This window comes from Actinoplanes sp. NPDC048796 (assembly GCF_040650035.1).
Taxonomy (GTDB): domain Bacteria; phylum Actinomycetota; class Actinomycetes; order Mycobacteriales; family Micromonosporaceae; genus Actinoplanes.
Genome location: NZ_JBEZGO010000005.1, coordinates 521,702 through 543,392 on the forward strand (window position 1 = coordinate 521,702; position 21,691 = coordinate 543,392).

At 71.7% G+C, this 21,691-nt stretch carries 18 protein-coding genes; 14 read left to right on the top strand and 4 right to left on the bottom strand.

Translation table 11 applies throughout. The features are described 5' to 3' along the window. The first annotated feature begins 18 nt into the window (after nucleotides 1–18). From AB0C26_RS24080 to AB0C26_RS24120, 9 genes are read left to right on the top strand one after another with little or no spacing between them, the layout of a single operon-like run. Nucleotides 19–1,698 carry a ThuA domain-containing protein gene (locus tag AB0C26_RS24080; RefSeq protein WP_360251658.1) on the top strand — a complete coding sequence of 560 codons (1,680 nt, stop codon included), beginning with the start codon at nucleotides 19–21 and terminating at the stop codon, nucleotides 1,696–1,698. 15 nt (nucleotides 1,699–1,713) lie between these two features. Further along, a complete protein-coding gene (locus tag AB0C26_RS24085) occupies nucleotides 1,714–2,853 on the top strand; it encodes an inositol-3-phosphate synthase (RefSeq protein WP_360251446.1) in 1,140 nt (379 codons plus the stop codon). After that, nucleotides 2,840–3,676, top strand: coding sequence for an SCO3242 family prenyltransferase (locus tag AB0C26_RS24090; RefSeq protein ID WP_360251449.1), 837 nt, complete (start codon nucleotides 2,840–2,842; stop codon nucleotides 3,674–3,676). Before AB0C26_RS24085 ends, AB0C26_RS24090 begins: the two co-directional genes overlap by 14 nt. After that, a complete protein-coding gene (locus AB0C26_RS24095) occupies nucleotides 3,673–4,500 on the top strand; it encodes a sugar phosphate isomerase/epimerase family protein (RefSeq protein WP_360251452.1) in 828 nt (275 codons plus the stop codon). Before AB0C26_RS24090 ends, AB0C26_RS24095 begins: the two co-directional genes overlap by 4 nt. Next, complete coding sequence (locus AB0C26_RS24100) at nucleotides 4,484–5,056, top strand: EboA domain-containing protein (protein ID WP_360251455.1); 573 nt, start codon at nucleotides 4,484–4,486, stop codon at nucleotides 5,054–5,056. The genes AB0C26_RS24095 and AB0C26_RS24100 overlap by 17 nt, the downstream gene beginning before the upstream one ends. Beyond that, a complete protein-coding gene (locus tag AB0C26_RS24105) occupies nucleotides 5,056–5,907 on the top strand; it encodes a TatD family hydrolase (RefSeq protein WP_360251458.1) in 852 nt (283 codons plus the stop codon). Before AB0C26_RS24100 ends, AB0C26_RS24105 begins: the two co-directional genes overlap by 1 nt. Beyond that, nucleotides 5,907–7,007, top strand: coding sequence for a metabolite traffic protein EboE (gene eboE / locus AB0C26_RS24110; RefSeq protein ID WP_360251461.1), 1,101 nt, complete (start codon nucleotides 5,907–5,909; stop codon nucleotides 7,005–7,007). The genes AB0C26_RS24105 and eboE overlap by 1 nt, the downstream gene beginning before the upstream one ends. Next, on the top strand, nucleotides 7,004–8,374 hold the full coding sequence (locus AB0C26_RS24115) for a nucleotide pyrophosphatase/phosphodiesterase family protein (RefSeq protein WP_360251464.1): 1,371 nt from the start codon (nucleotides 7,004–7,006) through the stop codon (nucleotides 8,372–8,374). Before eboE ends, AB0C26_RS24115 begins: the two co-directional genes overlap by 4 nt. Then, on the top strand, nucleotides 8,371–9,429 hold the full coding sequence (locus tag AB0C26_RS24120; RefSeq protein ID WP_360251467.1) for a polyprenyl synthetase family protein: 1,059 nt from the start codon (nucleotides 8,371–8,373) through the stop codon (nucleotides 9,427–9,429). Before AB0C26_RS24115 ends, AB0C26_RS24120 begins: the two co-directional genes overlap by 4 nt. 168 nt (nucleotides 9,430–9,597) lie before the next feature. Here the strand turns inward: AB0C26_RS24120 and AB0C26_RS24125 are convergent, their stop codons facing one another. Beyond that, complete coding sequence (locus tag AB0C26_RS24125; RefSeq protein WP_360251470.1) at nucleotides 9,598–11,424, bottom strand: copper resistance CopC family protein; 1,827 nt, start codon at nucleotides 11,422–11,424, stop codon at nucleotides 9,598–9,600. Between the two features lie 144 nt (nucleotides 11,425–11,568). On the opposite strand from AB0C26_RS24125, the gene AB0C26_RS24130 reads away from it, so the two are divergent. The 3 genes from AB0C26_RS24130 to AB0C26_RS24140 all read left to right on the top strand — a co-directional run bounded on the left by AB0C26_RS24130 (nucleotide 11,569) and on the right by AB0C26_RS24140 (nucleotide 14,431). Beyond that, nucleotides 11,569–13,362: an immune inhibitor A domain-containing protein gene (locus AB0C26_RS24130; protein WP_360251473.1), complete on the top strand. Its 1,794-nt coding sequence runs from the start codon at nucleotides 11,569–11,571 to the stop codon at nucleotides 13,360–13,362. A gap of 21 nt (nucleotides 13,363–13,383) precedes the next feature. After that, on the top strand, nucleotides 13,384–13,584 hold the full coding sequence (locus tag AB0C26_RS24135) for a hypothetical protein (RefSeq protein WP_360251476.1): 201 nt from the start codon (nucleotides 13,384–13,386) through the stop codon (nucleotides 13,582–13,584). A gap of 154 nt (nucleotides 13,585–13,738) precedes the next feature. Further along, nucleotides 13,739–14,431: a Clp protease N-terminal domain-containing protein gene (locus AB0C26_RS24140; RefSeq protein ID WP_360251479.1), complete on the top strand. Its 693-nt coding sequence runs from the start codon at nucleotides 13,739–13,741 to the stop codon at nucleotides 14,429–14,431. A gap of 19 nt (nucleotides 14,432–14,450) precedes the next feature. Here the strand turns inward: AB0C26_RS24140 and AB0C26_RS24145 are convergent, their stop codons facing one another. Further along, nucleotides 14,451–15,590 carry a hypothetical protein gene (locus AB0C26_RS24145; RefSeq protein ID WP_360251482.1) on the bottom strand — a complete coding sequence of 380 codons (1,140 nt, stop codon included), beginning with the start codon at nucleotides 15,588–15,590 and terminating at the stop codon, nucleotides 14,451–14,453. Between the two features lie 109 nt (nucleotides 15,591–15,699). Here AB0C26_RS24145 and AB0C26_RS24150 point away from each other — a divergent pair, with 109 nt between their 5' ends. After that, on the top strand, nucleotides 15,700–17,241 hold the full coding sequence (locus AB0C26_RS24150) for a serine/threonine-protein kinase (RefSeq protein ID WP_360251485.1): 1,542 nt from the start codon (nucleotides 15,700–15,702) through the stop codon (nucleotides 17,239–17,241). On the opposite strand, the gene AB0C26_RS24155 is transcribed toward AB0C26_RS24150, so the two are convergent. Together AB0C26_RS24155 and AB0C26_RS24160 are read right to left on the bottom strand one after the other, a co-directional pair. After that, the gene (locus AB0C26_RS24155; RefSeq protein ID WP_360251488.1) at nucleotides 17,213–18,955 is read right to left on the bottom strand and encodes an ATP-binding protein; all 1,743 of its coding nucleotides are present in this window, start codon (nucleotides 18,953–18,955) and stop codon (nucleotides 17,213–17,215) included. The genes AB0C26_RS24150 and AB0C26_RS24155 overlap by 29 nt on opposite strands. Next, nucleotides 18,952–19,629, bottom strand: coding sequence for a response regulator transcription factor (locus AB0C26_RS24160; protein ID WP_360251491.1), 678 nt, complete (start codon nucleotides 19,627–19,629; stop codon nucleotides 18,952–18,954). Before AB0C26_RS24160 ends, AB0C26_RS24155 begins: the two co-directional genes overlap by 4 nt. A gap of 140 nt (nucleotides 19,630–19,769) precedes the next feature. Here AB0C26_RS24160 and asnB point away from each other — a divergent pair, with 140 nt between their 5' ends. Then, nucleotides 19,770–21,680, top strand: coding sequence for an asparagine synthase (glutamine-hydrolyzing) (gene asnB, locus AB0C26_RS24165; protein ID WP_360251494.1), 1,911 nt, complete (start codon nucleotides 19,770–19,772; stop codon nucleotides 21,678–21,680). The last annotated feature ends 11 nt before the right edge of the window (nucleotides 21,681–21,691 follow it).

Genomic DNA, 21,691 nt, shown 5'->3' on the forward strand with positions numbered 1-21,691 from the left:
AAGCTTCTGGCCGGCGCGATGGCCCTGACGGCCGTCGCCGCCTGCACAATGAGCGCGTCTCCCGCATCCGCGGCCGACGCGCCGTACGACGTCCTGGTCTTCTCCAAGACCGCCGGTTTCCGGCACGACGCGATCCCGGCCGGCATCCAGACGATCCGGGATCTGGGCGCCGCCAACAACTTCACGGTCACCGCGACCGAGGACGCGGCCGCCTTCACCACGGCCAACCTCTCCCAGTACGAGGCGGTGGTCTTCCTCAACACCACCGGCGACGTTCTCAACGCCACCCAGCAGACGGCGTTCGAGTCGTACGTCCGCGGCGGTGGCGGCTACACGGGCGTGCATGCGGCCGCCGACACCGAATACGACTGGGCCTTCTACGGGCAGCTGGTCGGCGCGTACTTCCATTCGCACCCGGCCATCCAGCAGGTCACCTCCCGGGTCGAGGACCGGGCCCACGCCAGCACGGCCCACCTGCCGCAGTCCTGGACCCGCACCGACGAGCTGTACAACTACCGGACCAACCCGCGCAGCAGCTCACACGTGCTGGCCACGCTGGACGAGTCGACGTACTCGGGCGGCAACATGGGCGCCGACCATCCGATCGCCTGGTGCAAGACGGTCGACTCGGGCCGGTCCTGGTACACCGGTTTCGGGCACACCCAGGAATCGTACGCGGACGGGAATTTCCGCAGTCACCTGCTCGGCGGCATCCGCTACGCGGCGGGCCGGGCCAAGGCCGACTGCCGCCCCGAGACCGGCTACACGCCCCTCTACAACGGCAGCACGGCCGGGTGGACGCAGGCCGGGCCGGGCAGCTTCACCAACACGGACGCGACCCTCACCTCGACCGGCGGGATGGGCCTGCTCTGGTATTCGGCGCGGCAGTTCACCTCGTACTCGCTGAAGGCCGACTGGCGTCTGACCGGCGACAGCAACTCGGGCATCTTCGTGGGCTTCCCCAACCCGAACAACGACCCGTGGGTGGCGGTCAACCAGGGCTACGAGGTGCAGATCGACGCCACCGACGCGGCCGACCGCACCACCGGCTCCATCTACACCTTCAAGTCGGCCGACCTGGCCGCCCGCGACGCCGCGCTGAACCCGCCCGGCGAGTGGAACACCTACGAACTGCTCGTCGAGGGCCAGCGGATCCGGGTCTACCTGAACGGCCGGCTCATCAACGACTTCACCAACACCGACCCGGCGCGCAACCTGGACGGCTACATCGGCCTGCAGAACCACGGCAGCGGCGACACGGCCGCCTTCCGCAACGTGCGGGTCAAGGACCTGAGCGTGGCCCCGCCGGCGTCGAACGTGGCGCTGAACAAGCCGGCCACCGCGTCCAGCGTCGAGAACGCGAGCTACCCGGCCTCGAACGCGGTCGACAGCTCGGCGACCACCCGCTGGTCGAGCGCGTTCTCGGACCCGCAGTGGATCCGGGTGGACCTGGGAGCCACGTACACGGTGTCGCGCGTGCGCCTGCAATGGGAAGCCGCATATGGGTCGGCGTACCAGATCCAGACCTCGGCCGACGGCAACACCTGGACCACCGTCAAGTCGGTGACAGCGGCCAACGGTGGTGAGGACGACCATCCGGGTTTGAGCGCGCAGGCCCGGTACGTGCGGATCAACGGAACCGCGCGCGGGACCCAGTGGGGCTATTCGCTCTACAACTTCGAGGTCTACGGCAACTAGCAGGAGGTTTCATCAATGACGACCGGCGTGTGGTTGATCGGAGCAAGAGGATCTGTGGCGGTGACCAGCATGGTCGGGGCCACCGCACTACGCGCCGGGCTCGCCGAGCCGCTCGGCTGCGTCACCGAGCTGCCGGCACTGGCCAGCAGGGCCGTTCCCGGCCTGGGCGAGCTGGTGTTCGGCGGCCACGACATCAGCGACATCACCCTGGAGAAGAAGGTCGAGGACCTGGTCGCCGCCGGCGTGCTCCCCGCGGGCCCGGCGGCGGCCGTCGCCGACCAGCTTCCGGCCCTGCAGCGCGAGCTGCGGCCGGTGCCGACGGCGGCGACCCAGCTCGAGGTGGCCCGCCTGATCGCGGACGACATCGACGACTTCCGGCGGCGGCGCGGCCTGGAGCGGGTCGTCGTCGTCAACGTCTCCTCGACCGAGCCGGCGGCCGCCGCTCATCCGGCCCATGCCACGCTCGATCTCCTGGAGCGCGCACTCGGTGAAGAATCCGTGCTGCCGCCGAGTTCCCTGTACGCCTACGCGGCGTTCAAGAGCGGCTGCGCGTACGTCGACTTCACCCCGTCCACCGGCACCCGCCTTCCGGCGTTGCGCGAGCTGGCCTCGCAAACCGGCCTGCCGTACGCCGGCCACGACGGCAAGACCGGCGAGACGCTGGTCAAATCGGTGCTGGCGCCGATGTTCGCCATGCGGAATCTGCGCGTACGGACGTGGGCCGGCACCAACCTGCTCGGCGGCGGCGACGGCGCCAACCTGGCCGACCCGGCCGCCAACGCGGCCAAGGCCGGAAGCAAGCAGCGGGTGCTGGCCGAAACCCTCGGCTACCAGCCGCAGGGCAGCAGCCACATCGAGTACGTCGACGACATCGGCGACTTCAAGACGGCGTGGGACCTGATCACCTTCAGCGGTTTCCTCGGCACCCGCATGCGGATGGAGTTCTCCTGGCACGGCTGCGACTCGGCCCTGGCCGCTCCGCTGATCCTCGACCTGGCCCGCCTCACCGCGGCCGCCCACGCCGCCGGTCGCAGCGGTCCCCTCACCGACCTGGCGTTCTTCTTCAAGGACCCGATCGGCGAGGTGCCACACGCCCTGCCCGACCAGTGGGCCCGCCTGGTGAGCTTCGTGCGAGGCCTCGATGGGGTGGCGTGACCTGGCCGAGCTGGTCCGGGCCCCGGCCGCCCTCTCGGTGCCGGGTGACACGGTGGCCGGCGCGGCCGCGGCCGGCGGGGTCCGAAGGTCGACCCCGGGGCTGATGGCGGCCTCGGTGTGCCTCTACTGGGGCGGAATGGCCGCCAACGACTGGGCCGACCGGGAGCTCGACGCCCGGGAGCGCCCGGAACGGCCGATCCCCTCCGGGCGGGTCAGGCCCGGTCAGGCGCTGATGACCGCCGCCGGACTGACCGCGGCCGGCGTCGGCCTGGCCGCGCTGGCCGGCGGCCGGCGCGCCCTCGCGGTGGCCGCTCCGCTCGCCGCCGCCGTCTGGGCCTACGACGTGTGGGCCAAGAACACTTCAGCCGGCCCGGCTGTGATGGCCGCCTGCCGAGGACTGGACGTGTTGCTGGGGGCGAGCGGGGGCCGGGTGAAGCGCGCTGTGCCCTCGGCGCTGACCGTGGCCGCCCACACCTACACGGTGACGGCTCTGTCGCGGCACGAGGTCTCCGGCGCGACACCCGCTCTACCGTTGGTGACGCTGGCCGGGACGCTGAGTCTGGCCGCCACGACGGTGGGCTCCTCCGCCGCGGCCGGATCGCTGGCCGCCTGGTACGCCGCCGGCTACGGCACCGCGCAGGCCCGCGCCGCCGCCGACCCCTCCGCCGGCCGGATCAGGGCCGCCGTCGGGGCCGGCATCACCGATCTGCCGCGGCTTCAGGGCGCTTTGACGGCCCGGGCCGGCTCCCCCGCGTACGGCCTCGGTCTCGCTCTTGTCGCGCCCCTGGCCCGGCGCCTGGCCCGAAAGGTGTCGCCCACATGAGGTTCGGCTACGGAACGAACGGTTTCACCAATCATCGGCTGCCGGAGGCGCTGGCCGTCATCGCCGACCTCGGCTACGACGGCGTCGCCCTGACCTTGGACACCAACCATCTCGACCCGTTCGACGCCGATCTGGCCCGGCGCACCGCCGCCGTCGCCGCCGAGCTGCAGAAACGCAACCTGGCCGTGGTCATCGAGACCGGCGCCCGCTATCTGCTCGACCCGTGGCGCAAGCATTCCCCCACGCTCATGGACGACGATCCGGCCCGGCGGCTGGAATACCTGCGGCGCGCGATCACCGTCGGCGCCGAGCTGGGCGCCGAGGCCGTCTCGTTCTGGGCCGGCATCGGGCGGGCCGAGCATTGGGGCCGTCTCGTCGACGGCTGTCTCGAGGTCGTGGACGAGGCGGCCGGTAAAGGGGTCACCCTCGGGTTCGAGCCCGAGCCGGGGATGCTGGTCAACGACATCGCGGATTGGCGGCGGCTGTACGCGGATCTGGGTGAGCCGCCGAACTTCGGCATCACGCTCGACATCGGGCACTGCCGTTGCCTGGAGTCGATGCCGGTGGCCGACTGTGTCACGGCCGTGATGGATCACCTGGTCAACGTGCAGATCGACGACATGCGGCGGGGTGTGCACGAGCATCTGGAGTTCGGCACCGGCGAGATCGACTTCCCGCCCGTGATGAAGGCTCTCGCTCCGTACCCCGGGCTGATCTCGGTGGAGTTGCCCCGCCACTCGCACGCCGCGCCGGCGATCGCCGCGCAGTCGCTGGACTTCCTGCGGAACGCGGTCAAGGAGGCTTCGAATGACCACATTGGATGACCTGCGGGCGGAGCTCGGCGGCAACGAACGGCTCGCCGCCGATCTGTTGCGCGTCACCGGCGAACCGGGCGCGGTGGCCGGCCTGTTCCCGGCCGCCGGCCGGCGTTACGGGCGGGATCCGCTCGGCGACGGCTGGGCGACCGACGAGGCGGCCCGGGCTCTGCTGCTGGCCGCCGTGCCGCCCGAGCAGGTCGGCGACATCTACCGTCACGGCGACACGGCCGAGAAGCTGGCGGTGCTGAAAGCGTTGCCGCTGCTGCCGATCGGCCCCAGCGCCGTCCCGCTGCTCGAGGATGCCCTGCGCACCAACGACACGCGGCTCGTGGCGGCCGCGCTCGGCCCGTACAGCGACCACCTCGACCAGGAGGCGTGGCGGCAGGCCGTGCTCAAGTGCGTGTTCATGGGTGTACCCCTCAAGGATGTCCACCGCCTGGCCGAGCGGGCCGACGCACCGCTCGGCGCGATGCTGCGCGCCTTCGCCGCCGAACGTCACGCCGCCGGTCGCGACATGCCGCCCGACGCGCTCGCCCTGCTGGATCAGCTGAAGGAGGCCTGATGCGTATCTTCGATCCGCACATCCACATGACCTCGCGCACCACCGACGACTATCAGCGGATGGCCGAGGCCGGGGTACGGGCGGTGGTGGAGCCCGCGTTCTGGCTCGGGCAGCCGCGCACGAACCCCGGCTCATTCACCGACTACTTCGACTCGATCATCGGGTGGGAGCCGTTCCGGGCCTCGCAGTTCGGTATCCGGCACCACGCGACGATCGCGCTGAATCCCAAGGAGGCCAACGATCCGCGCTGCCGGCCGGTGCTCGACCTGCTGCCGCGCTACCTGGCCAAGGACGGGGTGGTCGCGGTCGGGGAGATCGGGTACGACTCGATGACGCCGGCCGAGGACGAGGTGTTCTCGGCCCAGCTCGCGCTGGCTCTCGACCACGACCTGCCGGCGCTGGTGCACACGCCGCACCGGGACAAGGCCCGCGGCACCCAGCGCAGCCTCGACGTCATCAAGGAGTCGGGCATCGATCCGGGCCGGGTCGCCCTCGACCACCTCAACGAGGTGACCGTCGACGCCGCCCGTGACGCCGGGGTGTGGGTCGGTTTCTCCATCTACCCGGACACCAAGATGTCGCCCGATCGCATGGTCGAGATTCTTCGCAAGTACGGGACCGAGCGGGTGCTCGTCAACTCGGCGGCCGACTGGGGCAAGTCCGATCCGTTGCTCACCGTGCGGACGGCCGAGGCGATGCTCGCGGCCGGGTTCACGGCCGAGGACGTCGATCGGGTGCTGTGGCGCAATCCGGTCGACTTCTACTCGCAGTCGGGCCGGCTCGACCTGTCGGACGTCGACGGCGCCGAGGCCACGTTCGCCGGGAACTCGATCCTGCGGGGAGGCAGCTGATGCATCTCAGCTACTGCACCAACGTGCACCCGGCCGAGGACCTGGACGGCATCATCGGCCAGCTCGACACCTTCGCACTGCCGATCCGGCGCCGCCTCGGCTCGGATGTGCTGGGCCTGGGCCTGTGGCTGGCCGCGCCGGCCGCGGCGGCGCTGGCCGGCGATCCCACTTTGCGACGGCGACTGCGGCGGGAGCTTGACGTACGGGGTCTGGAGGTGGTCACTCTCAACGGTTTCCCGTACGAAGCGTTCCAGGCCCCCGTGGTCAAGCACGCCGTCTACCACCCCGACTGGACCGACCGGGAACGGCTGGATTACACGCTGAACTGCGCCCGGGTCCTGGCCGACCTCATGCCGGATTCGACCGGCTACGGTTCGGTGTCGTCGCTGCCGCTGGCCTGGCGCACCCCGTGGGACGCCGAGCGGGCGACCGCCGCCACCCGGCATCTGGACGACCTCGCGCGCGGCCTCGACCGGATCGCGGGCGAGACCGGGCGGACCGTCCGGGTCGGCTTCGAGCCGGAACCGGGCTGTCTCATCGAGAACACGGCCCAGGCGACCGAACTGCTGGCCAAGGTGGACACGCGCTGGCTGGGTGTGTGCCTCGACCTCGCCCATCTGGCCTGCGCCTGGGAGAACCCGGCCGAAGCTCTCGGGCGGCTCCGCACGGCCGGCATCCCGGTGGTGAAGACGCAGGTGTCGGCCGCGCTTCAGGCCGACGATCCGCTTGCGGCCGAGCAGGTGCTGCGGTCGTACGCCGAGAAGCGTTTCCTGCATCAGACCCGCTCGGCGGAGGGCGGGTCGGCCGATGACCTGGACGAGGCGCTCGACCGCCGCCTGCAGGGGCCGTGGCGGATCCACTACCACGTACCTCTGCACGCCGAACCCGAGACGCCGCTGACGTCGACCGTGCCGGTGATCCGGGAGGCGCTGCGCGAGCTGCTGACGGCGCCCGGCGAGCGCTGCGAGCACTTCGACGTGGAGACGTACACCTGGGGTGTCCTCCCGGAATCCCAACGGCCGAAAGATGAGACCGGGCTGGCCGACGGCATCGCGGCCGAGCTCTCCTTCGCACGCGACCTGCTGGCGGTGAACCGATGAGCAAACTGCTGGTGCTCGACGTGGTCGGGCTGACCCCGCGCCTGCTGGCGCACATGCCCCGCCTGCAAGCCCTGGCGAAACAGGGCTTCCAGGCCGAGCTCGGCACCGTGCTGCCGGCGGTGACCTGCTCGGCGCAGTCCACGTTCCTGACCGGGGCGCTGCCGAACGAGCACGGGATCGTCGGCAACGGCTGGTACTTCCGGGAGCTCGGCGAGGTCTTCCTCTGGCGGCAGCACAACGCGCTCGTCGGCGGCGACAAGATCTGGGACGACGCCCGGCGGCTGAAGCCGGACTACACGGTGGCCAACGTCTGCTGGTGGTACGCGATGGGGGCCCGGGTCGACTGGACCATCACGCCGCGGCCGATCTACCGCGCGGACGGCCGCAAGGAGCCGGACTGCTACACCTATCCCCCGTCCCTGCACGACGAGCTGCCACCGTTCCCGCTGTTCACCTACTGGGGACCGGGCGCGGGCATGCCGTCGTCGCAGTGGATCGCCGACGCCGCCCGGCACATGCTGAAAACCAAGCAGCCCGACCTGACGCTCGTCTACGTGCCGCATCTGGACTACGACCTGCAGCGGTTCGGTCCCTCGGCGCCGCAGGCGTCGGCCGCCGCGGCCGAGCTCGACAAGGTGCTGACGCCGCTGCTGGACGACGCGGCCGCCAGGGACACCACGGTGGTGGTGCTGTCCGAGTACGGCATCACGGACGTGAGCCGCCCGGTCGACGTGAACCGGCTCCTGCGTACCGAAGGGCTCCTCGAGGTCTACACCCAGGACGGCATGGAATATCTCGACCCCTGGGTCTCGCGGGCCTTCGCCGTCGCCGACCATCAGGTGGCGCACGTCTACGTCCGCGACCAGGTCGACGTCGCGGCCGTGGCCAAGCTCTGCGCCGCTCTGCCCGGCGTCGACCAGGTCCTCGAAGGCCCGGACAAGGCGCGGTACGGGCTCGACCATGAGCGGGCGGGAGATCTGGTGCTGGTGGCCGAGCCGGACTCCTGGTTCACCTACTACTACTGGCTCGACGACGCCCGGGCGCCCGACTTCGCCCGCGTCGTCGAGATCCATCGCAAGCCCGGCTACGACCCGGCCGAGCTGTTCTTCGACCCGGCCAACCCGGCCGCGGCCAAGCGGCGCGCGGTCACCGCGGTGGCCCGCAAGAAACTGGGGCTGCGGTACGTGATGGACGTCGTCGGCCTCGACGCCGGCGCCAAGGCGGTGCGCGGCTCGCACGGCCGGCTCCCGGACGATCCGGACGACGGCCCGGTGTTCCTGTGTTCCGACCCCGCCCTCGGGCGCAAGGAGATCGCCGCGACGGAGGTGAAGGCCCTGTTGCTGGAACTCACGGGGCTGGCGTCATGACGCTGCAGGCGACGCGCCGGCCCCTCAGCCAACGGTTCGACACCGCGCTGGCCGAGTTCATCGACCGCCAGGACCCGGCCTGGCCCGACGGCGCCCCGCGCGGCGCGCTCGACTCGCTGCGCCGCTTCGTGCTGGCCGGTGGCAAGAGGCTGCGCCCCACCTTCGCCTACTGGGGCTGGCGCGGCGGCGGGGGCGAGGACTGCCCGGAGGCGATCCGGGCCGCGGCGGCGCTGGAGCTGTTCCACGCCTTCGCGCTCATCCACGACGACATCATCGACGGCAGCGACCGCCGCCGCGGCCAGCCGTCGATGCACCGCCTGTTCGCCACCGTCCACGACCGGCACGCCTGGCGCGGCGACTCGCTGGCCTTCGGCCGCAACACCGCCCTGCTCTGCGGCGACCTGTGCGCGGCCTGGGCCGAGCAGATGTTCCACGAGTGCGGGCTACCCCCGAGACAGATTCACCAGGGGTACGCGGCCTTCGCGCTCATGCGGACCGAGGTCATCGCCGGGCAGTATCTCGACCTGGTCTCCGGCGTCGGCGACGGCTCGGTGGCGAGCGCCCTCACGGTGATCCGCATGAAGTCGGCCCGCTACACGGTCACCCGCCCGCTGCAGATCGGCGCCTGCCTGGCCGGCGCGCCCCGCGCCCTGTCGGCGTCGTTCACCGAGTTCGGCGACCCGCTGGGCGACGCCTTCCAGCTGCGCGACGACGTCCTGGGCGTCTTCGGCGACCCGGCCGTGACCGGCAAGTCCACCCTGGACGACCTGCGCGAGGGCAAGATGACGGTGATGATGGCGCTGGCCCGCGACGCCGCCGACCGCGACCAGACGGCCCGCATGTCCGAGCTGTTCGGCGACCCGGCCCTGGACGCCGAGGGAGCGGAGGAGCTGCGCTCCATCATCCGGGAGACGGGCGCGCTGGACCGCATAGAGCAGATGATCCGCGTACGGGCCCAGGCCGGCCTGAACGCCCTGGAGGCGGCCCCACTCCCCGATTTCGTCCGCTCGGCCTTGGCCGACCTGGCCGCCGCCGCGGTCGACCGCACCACCTGACGGAGCACGCCCACCGCGCCGGCCCAGCCGTCGCGGTGGGCGTCGATGCCGAGGGTTTGACCACCACCTCTGATTCGGCTACGAATTTGCTCTGACACCCGGGCGCCGCGCTCGCGCCATGAGTCCCCTGGGGGCTCTCACCCCGCTGGGGAGTCGAGAGACCGCCGCTCAGTCGAGGTCGAGGGTGAACTCGGCCCGCTGCACCTTGCCGTCGACCTGGAACTCGAGGAAGGCGCGGTAGCGGGCGGCGGCCGGAATGGAGACGGCCACCTTGACCGCGCCGTCCGCGAGGTCGGCGTCCGGGTGGACATGGACGTAGCCCAGGTCGCCCTCGCGGAGGATGACCAGGTGGCCGTACGAGCCCAGGTAGCGCTCCAGGCTCACCGGGGCGCCGGCCCGGGTGACGCGGAACAGGACCGGGACGGTGGCGCCGGGGCGCGGCGCGCCCTCCATGGTGACGGTGAAGGGGCCGGCCTGGGCGGTGGTGGCGGCGGGCGGCAGGTCGGTCTGGGGGCCGTCGCCGGGCACGTGGTGGTCGGCGCCGAGGACGAGCGGGATCTTCGCGCCGGCCGAGCTCTCGACGGTGAAGTCGGCGAAGACGCGGTAGGCGCCCGGCTTGGCCAGCGCCAGCGGCACCGACCACAGGCCGTCGGGTGACATGGTGGGGTGCAGGTGCTGGAAGTCGGCCAGATCGCGGCCGACGACCACCAGGTGCAGCGGCTTGTCGTGGACCACGGCGTAGCGGGTGGCCGGCTTCTTGTCGGCGCCGAGAATCCGGAACGTGTACGCGGTGCTGGTCTTGGGCGCCTGCGAGCGATGAACCGGCTGAAGGGTGTAGCCACCCGAGCTGATCGCGGTTCCGGACGCCTCCAGAGTGGCCGCCCCACCGCTGTGCTGGTGCCCGGTGGCCGCCGCGGCCGCCGCCGGAGCCGGCGGCGAGGGCGGGGCCTTCGGCGCGGCGGTCGACCGCCCCAGCGCATAGCCGCCGATCAGCGCCACCACGACCGCGCCGACCGCGAGCGGGCCCACCGGAACCGACCGCCGGCCGTCGGCGCCACCCGGCTCGCGCGCGCCCTCGTTCGCCGCGCCCTTCAGCGAGTCCCGACCCTCGCCGGAAGCTCCGCCCCACGGCTGGCTCCCGCCCTTCGGCTGACCCCCGCCCTTCGGCTGACCCCCGCCCTTCGGTTGGCTCCCGCCTGTAGTCGCGCCCTTGGGCCGAGTCGCGCTGGAAGCGCGGCCCTTCGGCCAGTCCCGGGACGGCGCCCGGCCTTTCGGCTGGTTCCGGCTCGCCGACCGGCCGCGGCTCAGAGCGGGGGCTCGGCGCCAGAGCAGGAAGCCGGCCCCGGCGGCCACCGCCGCCGCGACGGTCAGCCAGATGACGAGCCCGTTGCCGCCCTCGCCGGCGGGAGGCGCCGCGATCGGAGCGGCCGCGGAGGCGGGAGCGGCCGCGGATGCCGAGGCCGGTACCTCGCCCTGGTCGCCGGACTGACCGAGCGCGGCATCGGGCGCGCCGGTCGGTGGCGACCACCCGACCGGCGCGGCGGTGGCCGGGCCCGTGTACTTGAACGTCACGGAACCCCGTACGGGATCGCCGTCCGACGCCTTCGACTGATATTCCACCCGGTATTCGCCGGTGGCCGGCAGGTGGGCCACGCGCACCCGCGCCGGGTAGCCCGTCGTGTACTGCCGGGGCTCGAACTTGCCGTCGACCATGAAGTACTCGGTCACCGGCTTGTCGAGCGGCCTCGGCGCCGCGTGCTCCCAGCCGTTGTCGACCCGCCCACCGCCCGGCGCGGTGACGGCGAAGTACGCGTTGTCCGGCACCTTCTCGGTGAAGAACAGCTCCACGCTGCCCAGCGGAGCACTGACCGTCGCCCCCTGGGCGGGCACGGACATGCCGAGTGTCCCGTGGGCCGCGGCCGGCGACGGCGGCAGTCCGAACACGACAACGGCGACGGCGGCGAGCGCGAGAAGACCCCGGCGGAGCGGCTTCATCCTCCCATCCTCGGAGCTCGGAAGCTTTAGTCAAGACATCGAGAACTTTTTACTTCTCTGAAAAAAGTTACGTCCCATTGCTACATAGAAATATCTAAGATTCTATGGCTGCACGGACGTAGCTTTCTTGAAGGAGTGACCCTCTTGAGGAAGACATTCAGCGTCGCGCTGGCCGGCGCGGTGGTGGCGACCCTCATCGCCACGCCGGCCGCGGCGGCGCCCGCCGCGGGACCGGAACGGGCCGACCGGGAGCCCACCGCGTCGCTCGGCGAGGACAACCTGCCGCACCCGCTGGCCGAGCAGCGGGAGGCGGAGCGCACCGAGGCCGTACGCAAACTCATCGCCGGCCAGGTGACCACCGAGAAGAAGAACGGCTCCGAGGTCGTGAAGCTCGGCCGGGGCAGGTACGTCGAGTACCGCAAGAAGGAGACGAAGACCGACCCGGTCCTCACCTTCCTGACCGAGTTCGGCGACGCCACCGCCCCGGCCACCGGCGGCACGGCCGGCCCGGTGCACAACCAGATCCCGCAGCCGAACCGAGCCGTCGACAACACGACGATCTGGCAGGCCGACTTCAACTCGGCGCACTACAAGCAGCTACTGTTCGCCAAGAACAAGGAGTCGATGGCGAACTTCTACTACAAGCAGTCGGGCGGCCGGTACACGGTCGGCGGCGACGTCTCCGACTGGGTGAAGCTGCCCTACAACGAGGCCCGCTACGGCAGCAACGAGATCGCCGAGGACGACGGCTACTGGAACTACATCAAGGACAGCGCGACCGCCTGGTACGACAGCCAGATCGCGGCCGGCAAGACCCCGGCCGAGGTCGCCGCGTACCTGAAGACCTTCGACGTCTGGGACCGTGACGACTACGACGACGACGGCGACTTCAACGAGCCCGACGGCTACGTCGACCACTTCCAGGCCATCCACGCCGGTGAGGGCGAGGAGGCCGGCGGCGGCGCGCAGGGCACCGACGCGATCTGGTCGCACCGCTGGTACGCCTTCTCCGACCTGGAGGGCACCGCCGGCCCGGCGAACAACCTGGCCGGTGGCGTGCAGATCGGCGACACCGGCATCTGGATCGGTGACTACACGACCGAGCCGGAGAACGGCGGCCTCGGCGTCTTCGCCCACGAGTACGGCCACGACCTGGGCCTGCCCGACCTCTACGACACCGCGGGCGGCGACAACGGCACCGGTTTCTGGACGCTGATGTCGGCCGGTTCGTGGCTCGGCCGCGGCGCGCCGACGATCGGCTCGACGCCCGGCTACATGGGCGCCTGGGAGAAGATCTTCCTCGGCTGGTCCAACTTCGTGACGGTCAAGCCCGGCAAGAGCCAGTACATCACCCTGGGTACGGCGGCCAACGGCGAGAGCAAGCTGCCGCAGGCCGTGGTGGTCCCGCTGGCTGACGGTTCGTACTACGCGGCCGAGTACCGCACGTACACCGGCTACGACGAGACCCTGAAGCTCGGGCCGTACAACTGGGGCTGGGCCGACACGAAGCCCGACTGGGCCGAGCGTTTCCCGTACCAGGACGGCCTTCTGGTCTGGTACGTGAACCCGGCCGCCGGCGACAACAACACCAGCCGCCACCCGGGTGTGGGCCTCAGCCTGCCGGTCGACGCCCGGCCCGCGCCGGTCGTCTTCCCGGACGGGGTGCTGCTGGGCAACCGCCGCCAGCCGTTCGACGCGACCTTCGGCCTGCAGAAGACCGACCCGGTCACGTTCCACCGCAACGGCGCCGCGGTCTCGGTGCCCCGCCAGAAGGCCATCCCGGTCTTCGACGACTCCGACCCGCTGAGGTACTACGACAGCGCCAACCCGCAAGGTTCGGTGAAGGTCGCCGGCGCCGGCGTCAAGCTCGAGGTGAAGACCCAGATCACCGGGCCGCTGCCGCTGATGACCCTGAAAGTGACCCCACCGAAGAAGTAGAACTTCGATAGGTTCCCGGGTGTGGCCGATTCGCCGCCGTTGCTGAGCATGCCGTCGTCCATGCCCGGGACCACCCTGAACGACGCGACCCGGCAACTGTGCGGTGCGCCCTATCTGGACACCGGCTTCGCCAACGACGTCATCCGTGAGGTCGTCGAGCCGGAACGCAAGGCGGTGCCGCCGTCGTACGGCTTCGATCTGGATCCGGTCGTACGGCATTGACTCCGCGCCCGCCGCCTGCTGCTGATCCGCTACGCGATCGTCACCGCGCTGCTGGTGGCCGGCTTGTGCGCCAACGCCGTCGCGACAGTCGCAGTGGCCGCTCTACCGTCAACCAGCGGTTGACGGTCCGCCTGCGTCAACCTATGGTTGACGCATGACCGATTCCGTACGCCTCGACGACCTGATCGAGACCATCAAGAACAACAACGCGACCGCCCTCGAGCGGCTCTCCGACGCGGTCCTGGCCGCCGACCGCCTGGGCGACATCGCCGACCACCTGATCGGCCACTTCGTCGACCAGGCCCGCCGCTCCGGCGCCTCGTGGACCGAGATCGGCCAGAGCATGGGCGTCACCAAGCAGGCCGCCCAGAAACGCTTCGTGGCCAAGCCCGACAGCTCCGACCTCGACGCCAGCCAGGGCTTCAGCCGCTTCACCGACCGCGCCCGCAAGGTGGTGGTCACCGCCCAGGAGGAGGCCCGCAACCGCGGCAACGCCCAGATCAGCGTGGCCCACCTGCTGCTGGGCCTGGTGGCCGACCCGTCCGCCCTGGGCGCCCGGGCGATCGTCGCGCAGGGCGTCACGCTGGACACGGTGCGCGAGGTCGCCACCAAGACCCTTCCCGCGGCGGCCGAGTCGGTGCCCGCCTTGATCCCGTTCGACGCGCACGCCAAAAAGGCCCTGGAGCTGACGTTCCGCGAGGCCCTGCGCCTGAACCACACGCACGTGGGCACCGAGCACATCCTGCTGGCCCTGCTCGAACTGGAGGACGGCACCGGCGTCCTGGCCGGCCTGGGCGTCACCAAGCCCACCGCCGAGACCGCCGTCATCGCCGCCCGGCAGGCGTAGGGCCGGCTCCGGCGGGCGTTCAGATTCCCTGGCGGGTACGGGTGGGCAGGCCCAACTGGCCGGCGACCGGGTTCCAGACGGCCAGGAAGGCGACCTTCGAGGTGCCGGCCTGGTCGGACTCGGCCAGGCCCCGGGAGTAGGCGGACTTGCGGCCGGTCGTGTCGGCGCAGCCGTTGTCGGCGGCGGCCTCGGCCCACTCCACGAAGGCGGCGTCGGCGTCCAGGGAATGCTGGAGGGCGGTGATCAAAGTGGAGCGGATGGACTCGCCGTCGCTCACCGCGGACAGGTCGGCCGAGCGGACCTCGGCGATCTGTGCCCGGCGCTCGTCGCCCACCTCGCGCATGTCGGACAGGGCGCCGTTCAGGCCGGTGCAGCGGCCCACCCGGTCGATGGCGACGTTCAGCTTGTCGCGGCTGGCCTTGCTGCGCACCAGCACGTCGTCGACGACCCGGGCCTGCGGCAGGGCACCGGCGCCGGCGTCGGTCGGCCGCGTGGTGGCCGGATCCGTCGTTGCCGTCGCGCCGTCGGCTGTGCCGGGCCCGGTGGGCTGGCCGCCGCCGGTGGGCTGGCCGCCGCCCGCGGGCTGGGTGGCCGGGGCGGGGCCGGCGACGGGGTCGTCCTGGCCGTTGCGGTAGACGACGAGGCCGGCGACCAGCGCCAGCAGCACGAGGACCGAGATGCCCGCGACCACGGGAAGCCAGTTGCGCGGCGGCCGCCCGTACATGGGCGGGGTGGAGGGCGGCGCGGGATAACCGGCGGCGGGATAACCGGGCGCGGGAAGGCCGGCGGCGGGATAACCGGGCGCGGGAAGGCCGGCGGCGGGATAACCGGGCGCGGGAAGGCCGGCGGCGGGATGGCCGGCGGCGGGATAACCAGGCGCGGGATGGCCGGCGGCGGGATGGCCGGGTGCGGGATGAGCGGGTGCGGGATGAGCGGAACCGGGTCCTCCGTAGCCGGGCGGCGGGACGTGACCGGGTGGCGACTGCGGCGCGAGCGGGTAGCCGGGGTGGGGGGTGTAACCGGAGGGCGGGGACGACGGCGGGGCCGCGGGGGCGTAGCCCGGCGGCGGCCACGACGGGACCGCGGCCAGCGCGGTGTTGCACCGGGCGCAGGCCGCGGCGCTGGGGTCGTTGTCGAGCCCGCAGGTCGGACACACCATGCGCGCCACCCTATCGATGGAAGGTCACCTCGTGTGTGCCCGTGGGAGCGACACGTGAGGACCGGCGGGGGCGCGAGAGCTGTCGACAGCTGGCGGTAATGTTCGATCCGTGAACCGGCCGCTGCGTCCCGACGACCCGGCCCGGCTGGGCCGCTATGAGCTGGACGGCCGTCTCGGCGAGGGCGGTATGGGCACCGTCTTCCACGGGCGTACCCCGGCCGGGCGGCCCGTCGCCGTCAAGGTGGTCCGCCGCGAGTTCGCCGCCGATCCGGAGTTCCTGCGCCGGTTCCGCAGCGAGGTCAACCGGGCCCGGCAGGTGCCGCCGTTCTCCACGGCCGAGGTGCTCGACGCCGACCCCGACCACGACCCGCCGTACCTGGTGGTGGAGTTCGTCGACGGGCCGAGCCTGGACGCCGTGGTCCGGGAGAAGGGTCCGCTGGGCGGGGCCGCGCTGCACAGCGTGGCGGTCGGCATCGCCACCGCGCTCTCCGGCATCCACGGGGCCGGGGTCATCCATCGCGACCTCAAGCCGGCGAACGTGCTGCTCGCCATGGGCGGGGTCAAGGTGATCGACTTCGGGATCGCCCGGCCGACCGAGGTGACCAGCCGGCACACCGGGACCGGGACCATGGTGGGCACCGTCGCCTACATGGCGCCGGAGCGGTTCGACTCCGACGAGGCCGGCTTCCCGGCCGACATCTTCGCCTGGGGTGCGGTGGTCGCCTTCGCCGCCACGGGCCGTACCCCGTTCGGCGGCGACTCCCCCACCGCGACCGCCATGCGCATCATGACCCAGCCGCCGAACCTGACCGGCCTCGACGGCCCGCTGCGGGCCATCGTCGAGCGCGCCCTGGCCAAGGACCCGGCCGCCCGCCCGACGGCCCGCGACCTGCTCGACGCGTTGCTGGGCAACCCGATCCCCGCCCAGCTCGCGGCCCCGGCCCCGGCGGCCCCCGCCCAGCCGGCGGCCCCCGCCCAGCCGGCGGCCCCCGCCCCACCGGAGCCGGTTCCGCCGGACTATCTGCCTCAGCCCGGCCGCGGGCGGGCGTGGGCGATCGCGGCCGCCGTCGTGGCCATCGCGGTGGTGGCCGGCGGCGCCGGTTTCGTGCTGCGCAACCGCCACAGCGACGCCGCCGTCTCGCCCCCGGCGTCGGCGCCGGCCTCGGCATTCCCCGCCCCGGCGCCCGCCGCGACCGGTCTTCCGGGCATCCTGGCCGGCAGGCGCCGCACCCTCCTGCACCTGGCCAACGTCGACAAAGACCTGTACCTGCCGCAGAACGCCCCGGCCAAGGCCGGCGGCGGCACCACCCCGGAGTCGGTGTTCGTCCTGGTTCCGCACGGCGAGCGGTATCAGATCGCCTCGGCCGTGCCGGCCCTCTCCGGCGAGCGCCGTTGTCTCGGCATCAAGCCCTCCGAGACCCGGGCCTCGTCGGACCTGGTGCCCACCGACTGCGCCGTCTCCGACAAGACGCTGTTCGGGTTGTCGGAGACGGCCGAACTCGACGACAAGAACCGGCCGACCTACTCCTTCGTCAGCGAGGAGTACGGCATCGTGCAGTGGAGCGAGGACGACGCCCGGCTCTACGTGGAGCTGGCCGGCGACTTCCCGGCGTCTGTCCCGTTCAGTTTCGTCGATCGGGGACCGACATAGGCAGCCGTACGGTGAAGGTGGTGCCGAGGTGCGGCTGGCTGGTCACCTCGAGGCGCCCGTGGTGGTCGGTGACGATGCGGTGGGCGATGGTCAGGCCCAGGCCGGTGCCGCCGGTGGCGCGCTGCCGCGCCTTGTCCGCGCGCCAGAACCGTTCGAACACGTGCGGCAGGTCGCCGGCCGTGATGCCGACCCCGGTGTCGCGTACGGTCAATTCGGCCTCGCCGTGCGCGGCCTGTACCCGTACCTCCACCTGCCCGCCTTTGTCGGTGTAGCGGATCGCGTTGCTCAGCAGGTTGCCGAGGACCTGCCGCAGCCGGTCCTGGTCGGCCTCCACCCAGACGGCCGGTGACGTCTGGATGGTCAGTGTCACGCCGGCCTCGGCGGCGCGGGCCCGGTGGGCGGTCACGCTGGCCGCCGCCAGCTCCGAGAGGTCGGCCGGGGTCTTCGTGTAGCCGAGGTCGCCCGCCTCGGCCAGCGCCAGCACCTGAAGGTCGTCGAGGATGCGTCCCTGCAGCAGGGTCTCCTCGTGCAGCGAGGCGAACAGTTCCGGGCTCGGCTCGACCACCCCGTCGGACAGCGCCTCCAGGTAGCCGCGCAGGTTCGACAGCGGCGTGCGCATCTCATGGGCGACGTCGGCGATGAGCCGCCGCTGGCGTTCCTCGCTCTCCTCCAGCGCCCCGGCCATCGTGTTGAACGAGGCGGCCAGCCGGGCCAGTTCGCTCTCGCCTTTGACGCGCACCCGCACGTCGAGCATGCCCGCCGCGAGCATCTGGGAGGCGCCGGTCAGGCGGCGTACCGGCCGGCTGACCTGCCGGGCGATGAGGAACGTGCCGAGGATGGCCACGACGACCAGGCCGGCGACGCCGATGATGGCGGGCCGGCCGAAGTCGGCGATGTCGACCGTGCCGCGCGCTCCCAGGTAGAGCTGGAGCGGGATCGCCGCGCTCGTGACGACCGTGTCGGCGTACGCGCCCTCGACGCATTTGCTGCCGAGCGGGTCACCGACGAGCCGCCGGGGCGCGCCGGTGCAGTTCTCGAGATAGTCCCAGTAGCTCTGGAACCAGGCCTTGTCGCCGAGCACCTTGGCCGTGGCGTCGCGCAGGCAGGTGGGTGAGGCGGCCCGCTGCTGGGCGGTCACGTACGGCGCCCGGTCGCTGCCCAGCGCGGCCGGCACGCCGAGGGTCTTGTTCAGGCAGCGCACCAGGACCAGGCCGGCCCGGTACTGGGCGGCCTGCCGCAGGGCGATCGCGGCCGGGCTTCCGTACCGGGAATCGGTCGGGGCCGGCCCGTAGAGGTCGCGCGGGGTCGGGGTGCCGGCCAGATAGGCCGCGGGCGCGGGGAAGGCCGACGGCGCCCGGTCGTACAGGCTGGGCATCGGGTCGATGGCGTAGCCCACGGCCTGCACGGCACCGGCCGCCCGGCCCGCCTCGGTGTCCGAGTCGACCAGCACCTGGCCCTCTTTGGTCTGCAGCTGGATGTGCAGGTGTGTGCGGTCGGACAGCTCGGTGACCAGTTTGTTCACGCCGGGCCAGTTGCCGTGCCGCAGCCCGTACCGCTGGACCGTCTGGACGATCTCGGCCCGGTGCCGGCTCTGCGCCTCGAGGGCGTCGGACACCTCACGCTGGGTCAGGTTGAGGGTCAGCCACGCCGTCGCGCCGATGGCGCTGAGCGCCACCAGCATGACCAGCAGGAAGATGCGGACCCGGAAGCTCAATGCTCGGCCATCCGGTAGCCCCGCCCGTACACCGTCTGCACGTATTCCGGCTCGGCCGGGTTCTGCTCGACCTTGCGGCGCAGGTTGACCACGTGGGCGTCGACGGTCCGCTCGGAGACGTCGTGTTCGAAGCCGAACGCCTTGTCGATGATCTGGCCGCGGGTGTAGACCCGGCCCGGTTCCTTGGCCAGCAACTCGAGGATCGCGAACTCCTTGGCCGTCAGCGTGACCGCCTCGCCGCGCATGCGCACCTCGAACCGCCCGGCGTCGATTTCGAGATCGCCCACTTGCAGAAGGCCGCCTTCACCGGCGCCGGCCCGTCGCAGCAACGCCCGCACCCGGGCCGTGAGCTCGCGCGGGCTGACCGGCTTGGCCATGTAGTCGTCGGCGCCGATGTCGAGCCCGAGGAGCATGTCGTTCTCGGAGGAGCGGGCGGTGACCAGCAGGATGGCCACGTCCGACTCGGCCCGCAGGATGCGGCAGACGTCCAGCCCGTCGACCAGCGGCATCATCACGTCGAGTACGAGCAGGTCGGGCTTGCGGGATCGGGCCACGTCCAGGGCCGACCGGCCGTCACCGACAGTGAGCACCTGATGCCCCTCGCGCTCGAGGTAGAGGCGAATGAGCTGGGCATGCTTCGGGTCGTCGTCGGCCACCAGGATACGTGCGGTCACGCGGCGATTCTGACCCAGCGAAGCAACATCGACCAACGAATGTTGGGTTCTTGTGAAGGTCCGTGCCGATTGCGATGAGGCCACAAGTTCTTCACAGGTTGCGACCTACGTTTTCCCGGAACCGATCTGGGGAGGTACGTATGTGTGGGCTCAGCGTCTTCGTGAGCAGCCGCCCGGCCGCCGGAACGCCGGATGAGGCGTCCGCTGCCGCGTTCGCCGGCGCGCTCGAGTCGATGCACCACCGGGGCCCGGACGACACCCAGGTGGAGTTCGCCGACGGCGCCGCGTTCGGCTTCAAGCGGCTGGCCATCATCGACCGGGCCGAGGCCCAGCAGCCGGTGCACTACCGGGACCGGTGGACTGTCGTGTTCAACGGCGAGATCTACAACTACCGCGAGCTGCGCGCCGAGTTGATCCGCGACCACGCCGCCACGTTCGCTACCGAGGGTGACAGCGAGGTGCTGGCGGCCGCGTTCCACTTCTGGGGCCCGGCGGCTCTCCCGCGGCTGCGCGGGATGTTCGCTTTCGTGGCGTACGACCGGTGGACCGGCACCCTGCACGCCGCGCGCGACCCGTTCGGCATCAAGCCGCTCTACATCCTCGAGACCGTCGACGGGCTGTTCCTGGCCAGTGAGCGCAAGGCCCTGCTGTCGTTCAGCGGCAGTTCCCGCTCGGGCTTCGACACCGACGCCCTCGCCCACTACCTGACCTTCCAGTACGTTCCGGACCCGCTGACCCTGCACCGCCAGGTCAAGCGGCTGCCCCCGGGCCACCGGATGACCTGGACGGCCGGCGGCGGCATCCGCGTGGAGCGCTACTTCCGCCCGTCGCTGCGCCCGCTGGCCATGACGGCCGAGGACGCTCAGCGCGGCATCCGCGACGCCCTGCGCGACAGCGTGCACAAGCACCTGCACGCCGAGGTGCCGGTCGGCGCGTTCCTGTCCAGCGGCGTCGACTCGTCGGCCATCGTCGCGCTGGCCCGCGAGGTCAAGCCCGACCTGCACGTGTTCACCGCCGGGTTCGGCACCGACGGCTACTCCGAGATCGAGATCGCCCAGGACACCGCGAACCAGCTCGGCGTGAAGCTGACCCCGACCCTGGTCACCGAGGACGACGTGATCCGGGAGCTGCCGCGCATCGTCTACCTGCTGGACGACCCGGTGGCCGATCCGTCGCTGATCCCGCTCTACTTCCTGGCCCAGACCGCGTCGCGGTACGTCACCGTGGTGCTCTCCGGCGAGGGGTCGGACGAGCTGTTCGGCGGCTACACCATCTACCGCGAGCCGTCGTCGCTGGCGAACGTCGAGCGGCTGCCGGCCGGCCTCAAGCGCGGGCTGCGCGGCCTGTCGCACGCGATGCCCGAGGGGATGCGCGGCCGCAGCTTCATCGAGCGCGGCACCACGCCGATCGAGGAGCGCTACTACGGCAACGCCCGGATCTTCTCGGCCGCCGAGAAGGCGGAGCTCATGCGCTTCACCGCCGAACCTCACACGGCGATCACGTCGCGGCTGTACGCCGAGACGGCCGACGTCGACGACGTCGCCTCCATGCAGTACGTCGACCTGCACACCTGGCTGCCGGGCGACATCCTCACCAAGGCCGACCGCATGTCGATGGCCCATTCGCTGGAGCTGCGCGTGCCCTTCCTCGACCAGGCGGTGTACGCGGCCGCGGCCGGCCTGCCGACCGATCTGAAACTGCCCCCGCACAGCCGGGCCACCAAGTACGCGTTCCGTGAGGCGATGCGCGGCATCGTCCCCGAGTCGGTCCGTGACCGCCGCAAGCTGGGCTTCCCCACCCCGACCCGGCTCTGGCTCAAGGGCGCGATCGGCGACTGGGTGGACGGCCTGCTGGCCGGCTCCGGCGCCCGGCACCTGCTCGACCTCGACTACGCCCGGCGGCTGCTGGCCGAGCACCGGGCCGGGCACGCCGACAACTCCCGCAAGGTCTGGACCGTGGCGATCTTCTGCCTCTGGTACGCGATCTTCGTCGACGGCACGATCCGCCCGTCGACCACGGCCCTGTCTCCGGCCCTCGCGGCGCCGGTTTGACCGGTATGGTG